Origin of the sequence: Streptomyces sp. TRM70350 (assembly GCF_019219825.1) — a bacterium.
GTDB lineage: Bacteria > Actinomycetota > Actinomycetes > Streptomycetales > Streptomycetaceae > Streptomyces.
The window spans coordinates 432,761-447,878 of record NZ_JAHUXH010000003.1 but is presented as its reverse complement, the minus strand read 5'-3'; the positions used below and the strand labels follow the sequence as shown (position 1 = coordinate 447,878).

Annotated in this window: 11 protein-coding genes; 8 read left to right on the top strand and 3 right to left on the bottom strand. The window is 70.4% G+C overall.

Annotated features, from left to right (window positions below; translation table 11 throughout):
• The first annotated feature begins 320 nt into the window (after window positions 1-320).
• On the top strand, window positions 321-770 hold the full coding sequence (locus KWI83_RS08050; protein ID WP_218513582.1) for a PTS glucose transporter subunit IIA: 450 nt from the start codon (window positions 321-323) through the stop codon (window positions 768-770).
• A gap of 80 nt (window positions 771-850) precedes the next feature.
• Complete coding sequence (gene ptsP / locus KWI83_RS08045) at window positions 851-2,521, top strand: phosphoenolpyruvate--protein phosphotransferase (protein WP_218513581.1); 1,671 nt, start codon at window positions 851-853, stop codon at window positions 2,519-2,521.
• Between the two features lie 88 nt (window positions 2,522-2,609).
• On the opposite strand, the gene KWI83_RS08040 is transcribed toward ptsP, so the two are convergent.
• Window positions 2,610-3,539, bottom strand: a complete 930-nt coding sequence (locus tag KWI83_RS08040) for a hypothetical protein (protein WP_218513580.1) — start codon at window positions 3,537-3,539, stop codon at window positions 2,610-2,612.
• A 195-nt stretch (window positions 3,540-3,734) separates the two neighbouring features.
• Window positions 3,735-5,702, bottom strand: a complete 1,968-nt coding sequence (locus KWI83_RS08035) for an acetoacetate--CoA ligase (RefSeq protein WP_218513579.1) — start codon at window positions 5,700-5,702, stop codon at window positions 3,735-3,737.
• A 212-nt stretch (window positions 5,703-5,914) separates the two neighbouring features.
• Between KWI83_RS08035 and KWI83_RS08030 the strand changes: the two genes are divergently transcribed.
• On the top strand, window positions 5,915-8,272 hold the full coding sequence (locus tag KWI83_RS08030; RefSeq protein ID WP_218513578.1) for a glycoside hydrolase family 31 protein: 2,358 nt from the start codon (window positions 5,915-5,917) through the stop codon (window positions 8,270-8,272).
• Window position 8,273: 1 nt separating this feature from the next.
• Here KWI83_RS08030 and KWI83_RS08025 read toward each other — a convergent pair whose 3' ends face one another.
• Entirely contained in the window at window positions 8,274-8,810 is a 537-nt protein-coding gene (locus KWI83_RS08025) for an NUDIX domain-containing protein (RefSeq protein ID WP_218513577.1), read from the bottom strand.
• A 182-nt stretch (window positions 8,811-8,992) separates the two neighbouring features.
• Here KWI83_RS08025 and KWI83_RS08020 point away from each other — a divergent pair, with 182 nt between their 5' ends.
• The 5 genes from KWI83_RS08020 to glpK all read left to right on the top strand — a co-directional run bounded on the left by KWI83_RS08020 (window position 8,993) and on the right by glpK (window position 15,036).
• Window positions 8,993-9,418: a Zn-ribbon domain-containing OB-fold protein gene (locus tag KWI83_RS08020; protein WP_218513576.1), complete on the top strand. Its 426-nt coding sequence runs from the start codon at window positions 8,993-8,995 to the stop codon at window positions 9,416-9,418.
• Complete coding sequence (locus tag KWI83_RS08015) at window positions 9,415-10,605, top strand: lipid-transfer protein (protein ID WP_218513575.1); 1,191 nt, start codon at window positions 9,415-9,417, stop codon at window positions 10,603-10,605. The genes KWI83_RS08020 and KWI83_RS08015 overlap by 4 nt, the downstream gene beginning before the upstream one ends.
• 212 nt (window positions 10,606-10,817) lie before the next feature.
• A complete protein-coding gene (locus KWI83_RS08010; RefSeq protein ID WP_218513574.1) occupies window positions 10,818-12,470 on the top strand; it encodes a GGDEF domain-containing protein in 1,653 nt (550 codons plus the stop codon).
• A 410-nt stretch (window positions 12,471-12,880) separates the two neighbouring features.
• Window positions 12,881-13,513 (top strand): MIP/aquaporin family protein, encoded by a 633-nt coding sequence (locus KWI83_RS08005; protein ID WP_218513573.1) that lies wholly within the window; start codon window positions 12,881-12,883, stop codon window positions 13,511-13,513.
• A gap of 2 nt (window positions 13,514-13,515) precedes the next feature.
• Complete coding sequence (gene glpK, locus KWI83_RS08000) at window positions 13,516-15,036, top strand: glycerol kinase GlpK (protein ID WP_218513572.1); 1,521 nt, start codon at window positions 13,516-13,518, stop codon at window positions 15,034-15,036.
• Window positions 15,037-15,118: the final 82 nt, after the last annotated feature.

Sequence of the window (15,118 nt, the reverse complement as noted above, 5' to 3'; positions counted from 1 at the left end):
CCCAAACTCTATCAGTGTTTTTCCGTCTCTCTGACCACCTTCCTGCAGGCATGCAGAAAGCGACCCCGAGATAGGATCTGACAAGTTGGGTGCTGCCAGGCAATGATGCTTGTTCGCATCACGGAGCCTCAAGCAGGGGTACGACTGTACACGGGGCCGCGGAGCGGGTGCAAATCGATTAGAGTAGGAGTGGTCTAGACCTCTAACGGGAGTTCTCGTACGGAACCGGGACTTCCCATGACATACCCTGCTCAGCAGTGTGCCGTCCGGGACTGGCAGTGACGGCCCATATATGAATCTCCACCCCTGGGAGGCTTCCCATGACCACCGTGACGTCCCCGCTCGCCGGACGCGCCATCGGACTGGCCGCCGTGCCGGATCCGGTCTTCTCCGGGGCCATGGTCGGCCCGGGCATCGCCATCGACCCCGTGCGTGAGCCTTCCGAGGCCGTCGCACCCGTGGACGGAGTCGTCGTCTCCCTCCACCCGCACGCCTTCGTCGTCGTGGACGCGGACGGACACGGTGTGCTCACCCACCTCGGCATCGACACCGTGCAGCTCAACGGCGAGGGCTTCGAGCTGCTCGTGAACAAGGGCGACACCGTGACCCGTGGTCAGGGCATCGTGCGCTGGGACCCGACCGCCGTCGAGGTCGCCGGCAAGTCCCCGGTGTGCCCGATCGTGGCCCTGGAGGCCAGGGCCGAGGCCCTCTCCGAACTCCATGAGGACCGCGACGTCAAGGCGGGCGACAGCCTCTTCGTCTGGAAGTGATGTCATTGGCCGTCGCATGACGGCACGTAGGACAACCACCGCGGCGGCGGGACCCGCCGCACTATCCGGAGACGGGTGAGATGGAGACAACGCTGCGAGGCGTCGGCGTGAGCCACGGAGTGGCGATCGGCGAGGTTCGGCACATGGGAACGGCGGTGCTCGAACCGCCTGCCAAGCAGATCCCGGCCGAGGATGCGGAGCGCGAACAGGGGCGCGCCCGTCAGGCTGTGGAGGCTGTGGCGGCCGACTTGATTGCCCGCGGGAATCTGGCGGGGGGCGAAGCCCAGGCGGTGCTCGAGGCGCAGGCCATGATGGCCCAGGATCCCGAGCTGATGGCCGATGTGGACCGGCGGATCGCTGTCGGCAGCACCGCCGAGCGCGCGGTCTATGACGCCTTCGCGGCGTACCGGGACCTGCTGGCCGGTGCCGGTGAGTACCTCGCCGGGCGCGTGGCGGATCTCGATGACGTGCGGAATCGTATCGTCGCACGCCTGCTCGGTGTGCCGATGCCGGGTGTGCCGGACAGCGACGAGCCTTATGTCCTCGTCGCGCGCGATCTCGCGCCGGCGGACACGGCGCTGCTGGACCCCACCCTGGTCCTCGGTTTCGTCACCGAGGAGGGTGGGCCGACCAGCCACAGCGCGATTCTGGCGCGGGCGCTGGGTGTGCCGGCCGTGGTGGCACTGCCGGGTGCGGGCGAGCTGGCCGAGGGCACGATGATCGCGGTGGACGGCAGCACCGGCGAGATCTTCGTGAATCCCAGCGACGCGAAGAAGGCCCAGCTGGAAGCCGCGGCCGCCGAGCGCAAGGCCGCGCTGGCCGCGTCGACGGGGCCGGGTGCCACCTCCGACGGTCACAAGGTGCCGCTGCTCGCCAACATCGGTGGTCCGGCGGACGTGGCAGCCGCGGTCGAGGCCGGTGCCGAGGGCGTCGGCCTGTTCCGGACCGAGTTCCTCTTCCTGGACGACAACAAGAAGGCGCCGACCGAGCAGAAGCAGGTCGAGGCCTATCGGCAGGTTCTCGAGGCGTTTCCCGAGGGCCGCGTCGTTGTGCGGGTGCTGGATGCCGGTGCGGACAAGCCGCTGGACTTCCTGACGCCGGCCGACGAGCCGAACCCTGCCCTGGGCGTGCGCGGTCTGCGGACGCTCCTCGACCACCCCGAGGTGCTGCGCACCCAGCTGACCGCGCTGGCGAAGGCTGCCGAGGGTCTGCCGGTCTACCTTGAGGTGATGGCCCCGATGGTGGCGGACCGTATCGATGCCAAGGCGTTCGCGGACGCGTGCCGGGAGGCCGGGCTGCAGGCGAAGTTCGGCGCGATGGTGGAGATTCCGTCGGCGGCGCTTCGGGCGCGGTCGATCCTTCAGGAGGTCCAGTTCCTGTCGCTGGGGACGAACGACCTGGCGCAGTACACGTTCGCCGCAGACCGTCAGGTGGGCGCGGTGTCCCGGCTTCAGGACCCGTGGCAGCCCGCGCTGCTCGACCTGGTCGCGCTGTCCGCGGAGGCGGCGAAGGCCGAGGGCAAGAGCTGTGGAGTCTGCGGTGAGGCCGCCTCCGACCCGCTGCTCGCGTGTGTGCTGACCGGCCTCGGTGTCACCTCCCTTTCCATGGGTGCGGCGTCGATTCCTTATGTCCGGGCCACGCTGGCGAAGTACACGCTTGCGCAGTGCGAGCGGGCTGCGGCGGCCGCGAGGGCGGCCGACACCGCCGAGGATGCGCGTAACGCGGCTCAGGCGGTGCTGTCCGGCGAGTAGGCGGACCAAGCCGTCGACGGCTCCTCTTCCGGGGCGCTCCACCTGTGGGTGGGGCGCCCCGTCCGTGTCCGTGTCCGTGGGTGGATGCTCAGTGGCGATGCTCCGCGGCTGGGCCGTCCCCTCCTTCCTCTCCGGTCTCTCCTGCCCTTGCGTCCTGTCCCAGGTCGGGTGGGACGCAGTAGTCGACGCCTGACTCCGGAGAAATGAGGTCACCCGACTCGACGTCGGTGCAGTAGGCGTCGAAGACCTGGCCGGCGGTCAGGGGGTCGAGGCCGTCTCCACGCAGGCGCCAGCCGTAGATGCGGTCCGAGGTGCCGGGGGCGGTGGTCCGCATGACCAGCCCGCCGGGGCTCCGGGTGGCGATGCCCAGGGCCAGAACAGTGGTGAATTCGAGGGCCTCGGCCTCGTCGAGTTGTGTGGTGCCGTCGGCGTCCTGGTCGGCGTGGAGGGCGGCGACGAGGGTTTCCGGTGTGCCGGAGACGCTGCAGACGAGATGCCGGTTGCCGGGCGGGGCGGTGTCGAGGATACGGACGAGGAGGTTCGAGGCGCGGGCGAAGGCCGCGCGGCCGATGTCCTCACCGCAGGTCGCGCAGGCGCCGACGCGGGCCAGGAGTGTCGAGGCGTACTCCCAGGTCGCCTGGCGTACTGCTTCGTCCACGAGGACCGGGACCAGGTCGGCGAGCTTCTGGCCTTCGTAGGGAACCGTGGGGCCGTTGGCCGCCAGTTCGGCTGTGAAACGTGTGCGGCTCGACGGGAGGTCGGGGTCGAGGTCTCCGTCCTCGCAGAAGTCGGCGTACTCCTGCGGGTCGAAGAGGGCGACGGTGGTGTGGCTGCCCTGGGCGGCGCGTGTTTTGAGCAGGGCTTCCACCTGCTGCAAGTAGGTTTCGTGGTCCGCGAACGTGAAGCTGCGGTAGCGCCGCATGGCCCGGAAGTCGTGCTCGTCCGTGAGCAGACCGATGGTGCCGGCGATTTCGCGGTGCAGGACGCGTCGCATGGTCAGGTGGTCGGTGTGCGCCATGTTTCCCCCTGTGCGCAGTCGATCAGTGCTCACTCACAGTAACCGGAGGCACTGACAATGAGGTCCGATCGAGTCGGCAGCGGAGGAAAAGCGCAGGTCGTGGAAGCGTTGGCGTAAACAGCGGCCTCGGACGTCGACGCTGCGGTCGGTGAGTGAGAGGCCGGTTGCGGGGCTGATCTTGCGGGGGTGTGCGGGTCAGGTTCGCTTGCGGGCGAGGTCCTCGTAAAAGTGCAGCAGGTCGAGGTTGTCGATGGAACCGGGGTTGACCGCCTTGTCCAGCGGGGTGCCTTGGAGCAGGCGTTTGACCGGGACCTCGATGCGTTTTCCGGTGAGGGTGTGCGGGATGCCGGGGACCTCGATGATCTCGTCGGGGATGTGGCGCGGTGAGAGCTGTTCGCGGATCGTCTGCTTGATGCGGTTCATGAGGGCCTCGTCGAGGACGGCTCCGGGGGCCAGGTGGACGAACAGGGGCATCCAGTAGCCGCCGTCGGGCTGTTCGATGCCGATGACGAGGGATTCCCTGATCTCGGGCAGGCGTTCCACGGCTTCGTAGATGTCGGCCGAGCCCATCCGCACGCCCTGCCGGTTGAGTGTGGAGTCGGAGCGGCCGTGGATGATCACGGAGCCTCGGGACGTCACGGTGATCCAGTCGCCGTGGCGCCAGACGCCGGGGTAGGTGTCGAAGTAGCTGTCGTGGTAGCGGCTGCCGTCGGGGTCGTTCCAGAAGTAGATCGGCATGGATGGCATGGGGTTGGTGACCACGAGTTCGCCGACCTCGTCGGTCAGGGGTTTGCCGCTCGCGTCCCGGGACTGCAGGTCGGTGCCCAGTCCGGGGGCCTGGAGTTCGCCGATGTAGACGGGCAGGGTCGGTACGGCTCCCGCGAAGCAGGAGCACACGTCGGTGCCGCCGCTGACGGAGGCGATCCACAGGTCGTCGCGGACCTCGTCGTGCAGCCAGCGGAAACCGTCGGGCGGGAGGGGGGAGCCGGTGGTGGCCACGCAGTGCACGCGTGAGATGTCGTAGTCCCGGCCCGGGTGGAGGTCCGCCTTGCGGCAGGCCATGACGTACGCGGCGGAGGTGCCGTAGAGGGTGGCTCCCGTGCGTTCGGCGACCCGCCATTGGGCGCCGGTGTCGGGATAGCCGGGGCTGCCGTCGTAGAGGACGATCGTGGTGCCGGTCAGGAGGCCGGAGACGAGGAAGTTCCACATCATCCAGCCGGTGGAGGTGTACCAGAAGAAACGATCCTCGGGGCCCAGGTCGCAGTGCAGGCCGAGTTGCTTGAGGTGCTCGACGAGGATGCCGCCCTGGGACTGGACGATGGCTTTGGGGAGGCCGGTGGTGCCGGAGGAGTACAGCACCCACAGGGGGTGGTCGAAGGGCACCTCTTCGAACTCAGGTTCCGTGTCCGCGCTGGTCAGAGACGACCATTCCAGGACGCCCGGGGGGGCTTCCGTGCCGAGGAGCGGGATGTGGACGACCGCGCGCAGGGTGGGCAGCTCGCGACGCAGTTCGGCGACGATGTCGCGGCGGTCGTGCTCCTTGCCGCCGTAGCGGTAGCCGTCGACGGTGAACAGGACGACGGGTTCGACCTGCTGGAAGCGGTCGAGGACGCTGCGGGCGCCGAAGTCGGGGGCACATGAGGTCCAGACGCCGCCCACGGCGGCCGTGGCGAGGAGAGCGACGACGGCCTGGGGGATGTTCGGGAGGTAGCCGCTGACCCGGTCTCCGGGACGTACGCCGAGAGCGCGGAGTTCGGCGGCCAGGGAGCCGACCTGGCGGCGGAGTTCGGACCAGGTGACCGGGCGTGGTTCATGGGTCTCGTCGACGCACAGGAGGGCCGGTTCGTCCGGGCGTGTCGCGGCCGCTCGCAGGGCATGTTCGGCGTAGTTCAGGGTGGCGCCGGGGAACCACTGTGCGCCGGGCATCGATCGGTCGGCCAGCACGCGCGCGTAGGGCGTGGCGAAGCGTACGTCGAACCACTCCGTGACGGCTTTCCAGAACGTGTCCAGTTCGTCGACGGACCAGCGGTGCAGCGCGGCGTAGCCGCCCTCCCCGGGGGCGCCGTGGTGCTCGGCCGCCCACGCCTGGAACTTGGTGATCTGCGCCTGGGCGATGCGTTCCGGATCTGGCTGCCAGAGCGGCTGGGGGTTCACGATCGACATGGGCGGCTCCCGGACTGTGCGCGTCGTGTGCGTCGCTCGCGCACGGGCTGGGGTGTGCGCGTGACGCGGCTGACAGGGACGATGCCATGTGATCGACTCCTACACCAGGGTGCCGCCCACATAGTCCGTGTCGGGAAGATGTGGTCCCGGCACGGGTGAACGGCAGTTGAACGCCACACGCGTGTAGGCCGGTCAATGGCAGGGTGAGCAGCATGGACGGTCGTGACCTGGTGCATTCGGTGAAGGCGGTCGGTTTCGCGGGAGCGGCTCAGGGGTTGCGTACCGTACGCGCGGCGTGGCGCAGGCGCCGTGCGGACGCCGTCGGCCTGCCTCCGCGGGGGTCGGAACGCGCGCGGGTGCCCGGACAGGTGCGGGAGGTGACGCCCGGCCCGGGTGGCGGCGTTCTACGGTTCAGCCGATCCGAGCTGCGGATCACCGTCATGGTGAACGGGGCCGTCTTCTGGGCCTGGGACGGTGTGGGGCCAGAGCCGTCGTACGCCCTCGCGGGCCGCTCTCCGGAGCCCGACCCCCGGGCGGTGCTGGAGCCGGACAAGGACGGCGGCTGGCGGGTCGTGGCGGAGCGGGTGACGGTTGTCGTGTCACGGAACGGCGCTGTCGAGGTGCGTACCCCTGGTGGTGTGCCCCTGCGCCGGGATCTGCCGCCCCGGTGGTGGGAGCCGGTCGGGGGCGGACGGGCGCGCTGGATGCAGCGGTCCGAGGTGTCCGCGGACGCGCGTTTCTTCGGGCTGGGCGGACGCTCGTCGGGGCCCCGGCTGCGGGACGCAACGTACCGACTGTGGAACACCGACCAGGGGCGGGCGTTCGCGCCTGGCGACGATCCGCTGTACATCACCATGCCGGTGCAGCTGGTGGTGGCCGACGCGGGCACTCATCTGGTGTTCCATGACACGTCGTGGGACGGCACGGTGGCGCTGCGCGAGGGCGAGGAGGGGGCGGGTTCCGGGCATGACCGGGCGGGGATGTGCGAGATGCGTATGGACGGTGGTCCGCTGCGCTGCTGGGTGATCGTGGGCTCCCCCGCGCGCGTGCTGCTCGCCTGGGCCTCGCTCACCGGGGCGCCGGCGCTGCCGCCGGCGTGGGCGCTCGGCCACCATCACGCGCGGTGGGGCTTCGGCAGTGAGCAGGAGGTACGGCGGATCGTCGCGGGGTATCGGCAGCACGGTCTGCCGCTCGACGCGGTGCACCTGGACATCGACCACTACGACGCCCATCAGGTGTTCACCGTGGACCGGGAGCGGTTCCCGAAGCTGGCGGCGCTCGCCGAGGAGCTGCGGCGGGACGGGATCCGGCTGGTGTCGATCGTCGACCCCGCGGTGAAGGCCGAACCGGGCAACGAGGTGTACGACGGTGGGACGGCCCACGGCGCCTTCGTGCGGGACGTATCGGGACAGCCGGTGCGCGGTGTGGTGTGGCCCGGCGAGGTGGTGTACCCGGACTTCACGCACGCGCGCGTGCGCAAGTGGTGGGGTGGCCTCTACGAGGAGCGGCTCGCTCAGGGCTTCTCGGGGTTCTGGCATGACATGAACGAGCCGACGTCGTTCGCCGCGTTCGGGGAGTCGACGCTGCCGCGTTCGGCCCGGCACGACCTGGAGGGGCGGGGCGGCGACCATCGTGAGGCGCACAACGTGTACGGGCTGTGCATGGCCAGGGCGGGCTACGAGGGGCTGCGCGAGCTGGCACCGCGGCAGCGGCCGTTTCTGTTCTCGCGGTCCGGCTGGGTGGGCATGCAGCGCTACGGCGGCACCTGGTCCGGTGACGTCGCCACCGGGTGGCCGGGCTTGCGGGCGTCATTGTCGCTGGTCATGGGGCTGGGCCTGTGCGGGGTGCCGTACTCGGGGCCGGACGTGGGCGGCTTCGACGGGAGTCCCTCGCCGGAGCTGTATCTGCGCTGGTTCCAGCTCGGCGCCTATCTGCCGCTGTTCCGTACGCACGCGAGTCTGCGAGCGGGGCGCAGGGAGCCGTGGGAGTTCGGTGCCGAGGTGCTGGAGCACGCGCGCGTGGCGCTCGTCGAACGCCGGCGGCTGCTGCCGTACTTCCTGACGCTGGCGCACCTGGCCCGCCGTACGGGGGCGCCCTATGTGCGGCCGGTGTGGTGGGGCTCGCCCGAGGACCGGGCGCTGCGTGACTGCGAGGACGCCTTCCTGCTGGGTGACTGTCTCCTGGTGGCGCCCGTGCTCGCCCCGGGCGCGGACCGGCGTGCGGTGCAGTTGCCACGGGGGCTCTGGTACGACACGGCCACGGGGCAGGCGTACGAGGGTCCGGCGCAGGTTCTTGTCGACGCCGCCTTGTCACGGATTCCGGTGCTCGCGCGCGCGGGTGCCGTGATCCCCACGCGCGGGACGGACGGCGGGCTGGAACTGGAGGTGTGGGCTCCCGCCCGGGGGCGCACCGGGGCCGGGCTGGTGGTGCCGGATGCCGGGGACGGGTGGGAGGAACCGGAGGTCGAGCGTTACGTCACACGTTGGGAGGGCTCGCGGGTGGTCGTCGAGCGGGAGGGCGGTGGGGAGCCGCCCCACCCGGTGCGGGTACGCGGGCTCGGGGAGCGCTGACTCAGACGTACCGGCCCTCGAACCAGGCCCGCACGGCGAGCGTGTGCAGCGGGAAGGCGAGCTCCTCGGGCCTGCGCAGGAGGTGCCAGCCCTCCGTCTCGTCCGTGGCGGTGGGCTCGGGCAGGCGGTCGGCGGGGCGTTCCGGAAGGACGCCGAACAGCAGCAGATGACCGTCGGGCGAACTCATCGCGTCGACGAGCCGGACGTCGCGGCTCGCCGCGTCGATGCCGGTCTCCTCTTTGAGCTCACGGACGAGTGCCTGCCGCCAGTCCTCACGGTCGTCGATGTAACCGCCGGGCAGTGCGATGCCCCCGCGCGCGGGGGCGACGGTTCGGGTGATGACGACCAGCGCCGTGCCCTTGGTGTCGTACACGGGCTGGATCGCGACCGCGACCGGCAGCGGATTGCGGTAGGCGACTGTGCCGCAGGCCGGGCAGGTGCGGGGCCAGCCGGAGACGCCCTCTCCGTAGGGCGATCCGCAGCTCGAACAGTGGGAGTCCGGCGCGGAGTTGGGGGCGGAGTGCTGAGTTTCGGACACGCGGCGGACTGTATCCGATCTTGCTGAGGGCGTCTCCTCGCAGGTGGTCGAGTGGCCCCTGGGCAGGGCCTTCGCGGCCTGGCCGTCGAGGTCCTTAGCGCTTCCCTGGATCCGGTGGCACACTTCTGACGCACTGTCAGATCTAGCTGCCAGGAGGGACCTTGTCGCGTACACGAACACCCGTGGTCGATGGATGGTTCACCGGTGACGGGGACGACTTCCGTCTGCTGGGCACGCGCTGCTCGGCCTGCGCCGCTGTCTTCTTCCCCCGCGAGGACGTCCACTGCCGCAATCCCGGGTGTCCGGGCGGAGATCTGGAGGACGTGCCGCTGTCACGGCGGGGACGTGTCTGGTCGTACACGGACAGCCGATACCGGCCTCCGTCACCCTATGTGACCGATCCGGAACTTCCCTGGGAGCCGTACGCGTTGATCGCTGTGGAGCTCCAGTCCGAGCGGATGGTGGTGCTGGGACAGGCGGCTCCCGGGGTCACCGTCGCCGATCTGACGGTGGGCATGGAGGTGGAGGTCGTTCCCGGCGTGCTGCACGAGGACACGGAGACGATCTGGACGACGTGGCACTGGCGGCCGACGGGGGTGGCGACATGACGGGCGATGTGGCGGTGCTGGGCGCCGGAATGCATCCGTGGGGCAAGTGGGGGCGGAGTTTCGTCGAGTACGGGGTGGCGGCGGTACGCGCGGCGCTGGCCGACGCGGGACTGGAGTGGCGGCAGATCGGCTCGATCGTCGGTGCCGACACCGTGCGCGGCGGCTACCCCGGGTATGTGGCCGGGGCGACCTTCGCCAAGGCGCTGGGCTGGCAGGGGGCGCGGGTCACCAGCGTGTACGCGGCGTGCGCGTCGGGGACACAGGCCGTCAGCACCGCGCGAGCGCAGATCCTCTCGGGTCTTGCGGACGTGGTGCTCGTCGTGGGTGCGGATGCCGCGCCCAAGGGCTTCTTCCGGCCGGCGGGAGGTGACCGGCCGGACGATCCCGACTGGCTGCGGTTCAGGGTGCTAGGAGCGACCAATCCGGCGTACTTCGGGCTGTACGCACGGCGGAGGATGGCTGTCCACGGTGACACCCTTGAGGACTTCGCCCAAGTCAAGGTGAAGAACGCGGCGCTCGGCGCGCTCAACGCCAACGCGCGGTACCGCAAGCCGGTCACCGCGCAGGAGGTCGCCGCCTCGCCGGTGGTCGCCGATCCGCTGCGGCTGCTCGACATCTGCGCGACCTCGGACGGAGGGGCTGCCCTGGTCCTGTCCAGCATGGAGTTCGCCCGCCGCCACGGGGTGGCGGAGCCGGTGCGGATCCGGGCGGTGTCCACGGTGACGCCGCGTTATCCCAACCCCGTGCTGGATCTGCCGGACATCGCGACGGACTCCGCGGTGGCGGTGGAACCTGCCGCCGAGGCGTTCCGGGCCTCGATCGCGCGGGCCGCCTACGAGGAGGCGGGCGTCGGGCCCGAGGACCTCTCCTTCGCTGAGGTGTACGACCTGTCCACGGCACTGGAGTTGCAGTGGTACGAGGATCTTGGGCTGTGCGGCGAGGGCGAGGGCGCGAAGCTCCTACGGGACTGCGAGACGACACCGGGCGGGCGCATACCCGTGAACATGAGCGGCGGACTGGCCTCCTTCGGGGAGGCGGTCCCGGCTCAGGCGATCGCTCAGGTCTGCGAGGTGACATGGCAGTTGCGGGGGCAGGCCGGTGATCGGCAAGTCGCCGGGGCACGTGTGGGGATCACGGCCAACCAGGGGCTGTTCGGGCACGGTTCCGCGGTGATCGCGGTGCGGTGAGGAGCGGGTGGTTCCCGGGGGGTGCGACCGCCCGGCCGTACGGGCACCGGCGACGCTTCCTACCGTATTCGGCGCCACCGACGTACCACTGGTGATGCCTCGTCACACATCCCTGTGCAGGCTGTTCGTACGCTGCGTGATCGACTCGGAATCCTGCGTGAACGTCTCATGAACTGGACCGCGGCGCTTTCTGGGGGCGCCATCATGCTCCTGTGCGCTCCTGGTCGGATACTCTCCGCTTCGCTTTCCAACCGGTGGTCAACTTGTCCACCGGCGGGATCGCGGCACTGGAGATCCTCGCCCGCCCGGAGACCGGCGACATCCTCGCCGAGGCGCGTCGGGATCCCGAACTCGACAGTCGGCTCGCCGTGTTGGCGGTGCGCACGGCGGTTCGCAAGGAGTCGCTGCTGCCACTGCACGTCAACGTGTTCGCCGGGACGCTCGCCGACCTCGGCGGGCTCGCCTCGCTGCACGCCGCCGTGCGCGCGGCGGGACGTATGCCGTGGGAGGTGACGATCGACGTGGGCCCGCCGTACACGCACGTGCCGCAGCAGGCGCTGCTGGAGGCGGTGACCGCACTGCGCGAGCAGGGCTTCCGGATCAGCGCCGACGGCGTCGGGGACGGGGACGTACCGCTGCGACTGCTCACGGACATCGGGCCGGACCTGGTCAAGCTCGACGCGTCGCTGCTGGCGCGGCCGGCCGCGGTGCGGGCGATGCGGACGCTGTGCGACGAGCTGCGGGCGCTGCTGTGTGTGGAGGGCGTGGAGACCGAACTGCAGTTCGCGGCAGCGTTGTCGGCCGGGGCGCAGCTGGCGCAGGGGGAGTTGTTCGCGCCGCCGGCCAGGCTCCCGGCGGTGGACGTGTACGTTCCGCTCCGCTCCCCCGAGATCGAGGCGCCGTCGCCGTCGGGACCGCTGGTGCGGGAGTTCGTGCGGCCGGCCGCGCTGCTGCCCGCGAACGCGTCCGCGGCCCAGGTACGGGCGCTGCTGACCGGGTCGCCGGAAGTGTCCGGGGTGCTCCTCGTGGACCGGGACGGGGTGCCCGTGCGGTCCGTGCACCGGTCGCGCTTCCTGCTGTCCATGTCGGGCCGCTACGGGCACGCGCTGTACGCGGACCGGCCCGCCGCCAAGCTGGGCGATCCACCGCGCACGGTGGGCATCGACGCCACCGCGTGGGAGGTGCTGGAGGTGGTCGCGGACGGCGGGCGGGACCGTACGTCGGACGATGTGGCGGTCGTCGACGCATACGGACGGTGCGTGGGCGTCGTACGGCTGGCGGACCTCGTACGCGCGCTGGCCGAGACGCGCGTCGAGGAGGCCGCCGGGCTCAATCCGCTCACGCGCCTGCCCGGGTCGGACGCGATCACCGGTGAGGTGGACCGGCGGATCGCGGACGGCCGGCCGTTCGCGCTGAGCTGGCTGGATGTCGACCACTTCAAGCAGGTGAACGATGGGGCCGGGTTCGCGGCCGGCGACGAGCTCATCCGGTCGATGGGACGGGCGCTGCAGCTCTCGGCCTCCGGGAGCACGCGCGTGGGGCACATCGGCGGGGACGACTTCTTGGTCCTCGCGGATCCGGAGGGGCTGGATCCGCTGGCGGCCTCGGTGCTGGACATGCCGTGGTCGGCGGGTGGGCGGCCGGTGACACTGTCCCTGGCCACCGTGCTGTGTCCGCCGGGCAGCGTGGCGGATCACCGAGAGGCGGCGGCCTGTCTGGCGCCTCTGAAGAAGGCCGCGAAGTCGCTGAGCGGGGCGAGCTGGGTGCTGGGCCACGCCCGACTGCCCGGGTATGAGATCCGCCGTGGCGCGGAGCCGACGCGGAGCGGGGCAGGGTGTGCGGTGGGGGAGCCCGGCAGGGGCTGAGAGGGCGCTGAGGGCCCAGCGGCATGGCCTGGCGGCCCCGGACGGGTGCGGCGTCGCCAAGCTGGTGCCAGCGCAGCCTGGGGCCCTGAGGGCGCTGCCTGGCGCGCCGGGGCGGGCGCGGAGTCGTGAACGGGTGTCGTCAGCGACCTTGACGCCCCCTGAGCGCCGGTGAACACTTCCCGTTGTCAGCCGACATCGCCGTACATTCTCGGCGTAATCCGGCACTGCGCCGTATGGGCTTCTCACCGAAGCCCACTCCCCCGGCCGGTCGGCTGCGACGGCACGCTCGTCACGGACGCCGGGCGGGGCGCGGGACGTCCCTGGCTCCGGCTGATCGGCACGGGAGCAACGCGACGCACCCTGCACGGAGGACCGGGGTCGAGCACCCCGTCCACGGCCTAGGAGCCGCCATGAGCAACGGAGACGTCTTCGTCGGCGAGATCATCGGCACCGCGATCCTGATCCTGTTCGGTGCCGGTGTGTGCGCGGCCGTCACGCTCAGATATTCGAAGGCGCGGGCGTCGGACTGGATCGTGATCGCGTTCGCCTGGGGGTTGGCGGTGACGGCGGGCGCGTACACCGCCGCTCCCCTGCCCGGTGGGCACATCGATCCGGCCGTCACCCTGGGTATCGCCGTCGACACCGGCGTGTGGGGCAAGGTCTGGGTCTACGTGCTGGGGCAGCTCGTCGGTGCCCTGCTGGGCGCCGTCCTCGCCTACCTGGAGATCATCGCGACGATCGCCCTGGTTCTGCCGATCCTGGCATTCGGGCTGATCGAGGGGCTCGGCGCATCCGGAACGACCGTGCTGATCGTCTCGCTGCTGGTCGTCGGCATCGGCCTCTCGCTCGGCGGGCCCACCGGCCATGTGATCAACCCGGCGCGCGATCTCGGCCCACGCATCGTGCACACGCTCCCGCCGATCCCGAACAAGGGCACCTCTGACTGGGGCGACGCCTGGATTCCGGCGGTTGGGCCACTCGGGGGAGGAACACTCGTCGGCCTCATCTACAACGCAGCTTTCTCAACCGAGCCCAAGGGGTAGCCATGACGAACAACGCCGAGAAGTACGTGGCCGCGATCGACCAGGGCACCACGTCAAGCCGCTGCATCATCTTCGACCGCAACGGCGCGATCGTCGCCGTCGACCAGCGCGAGCACCGGCAGATCTTCCCAAAACCCGGCTGGGTCGAGCACGACGCGACCGAGATCTGGTCGAAGGTGCAGGCGGTGGTCGCCGGTGCGGTCGCCAAGGCCGGACTTCGTGCCGAGCAGCTCAGCGCGCTCGGCATCACCAACCAGCGCGAGACCACGGTGCTCTGGGACCGCTCGACGGGGAAACCGGTGCACAACGCCATCGTGTGGCAGGACACCCGCACCGCCGCGCTCTGCAACGAGCTGGGCGGTTCGGACGGCCAGGACCGGTTCCGCGAGCAGACGGGGCTGCCGCTGGCCAGCTATTTCTCCGGCCCCAAGGCAGCCTGGCTGCTCGACAACGTGCCCGGCCTCAGAAACCGCGCCGAGCGGGGTGAGATCGCCTTCGGGACGATCGACTCCTGGCTGATCTGGAACCTCACCGGCGGCACCGACGGCGGACGGCACGTCACCGACGTCACCAACGCCGGACGCACCATGCTGATGAACCTGGAAACCCTCCAATGGGACCCCTCCATCCTCTCCGCGATGAACGTGCCCGAGTCCGTGCTGCCCGAGATCCGGTCCTCGGCCGAGGTGTACGGGACGGCCGTGGGTCAGCTCGCGGGCGTGCCCGTGGCGTCCGCGCTGGGCGACCAGCAGGCAGCCGTGTTCGGGCAGGCGTGCTACGACGTGGGGGCGGCGAAGAACACGTACGGCACGGGCAGTTTTCTGTTGCTCAACACCGGCAACCGGCCGGTGCCGTCCAAGAGCGGGCTGCTGACGACGATGGGCTACAAGATCGGCAGTGAGGCACCGGTGTACTGCCTGGAGGGGGCGATCGCTATAACGGGCGCGCTCGTGCAGTGGTTCCGCGATCAGCTCGGCATCATCCGTACCGCCGACGAGATCGAGACACTGGCGGCGAGCGTCGAGGACAACGGCGGCGCGTACATCGTGCCCGCGTTCTCCGGCCTGTTCGCGCCGTACTGGCGCTCCGACGCGCGCGGCGTCGTCGCCGGGCTGACCCGGTACGTCACGAAGGCGCACCTCGCGCGTGCGGTGCTGGAGGCCACGAGCTGGCAGACGCGTGAGGTCGTCGACGCCATGTACCAGGACTCGGGCGTGCACATCACCACCCTGAAGGTGGACGGCGGCATGACCAAGAACAACCTCCTGATGCAGCACCAGGCGGACGTCCTCGACGTACCCGTGATCCGGCCCAAGGTGTCCGAGACGACCTGCCTGGGCGCCGCCTACGCGGCGGGGCTCGCCACGGGCGTGTGGAACGACCTCGACGAGCTCAAGGCGCACTGGGAGAAGGACGCGGAGTGGACACCGACCATGGAGGCGTCTGTGCGGGACCGCGAGTACCGCAACTGGCGCAAGGCGGTCGAGAAGAGCTTCGGCTGGGTCGAGGACGGCGTCGACTAGGCACACGCGCGCGTGCGATGTCCTCGGAGTTCTTGGACTGCGGCCCGTACCCCAGTCGGCGGGGGTACGGGCCGTGCACGTA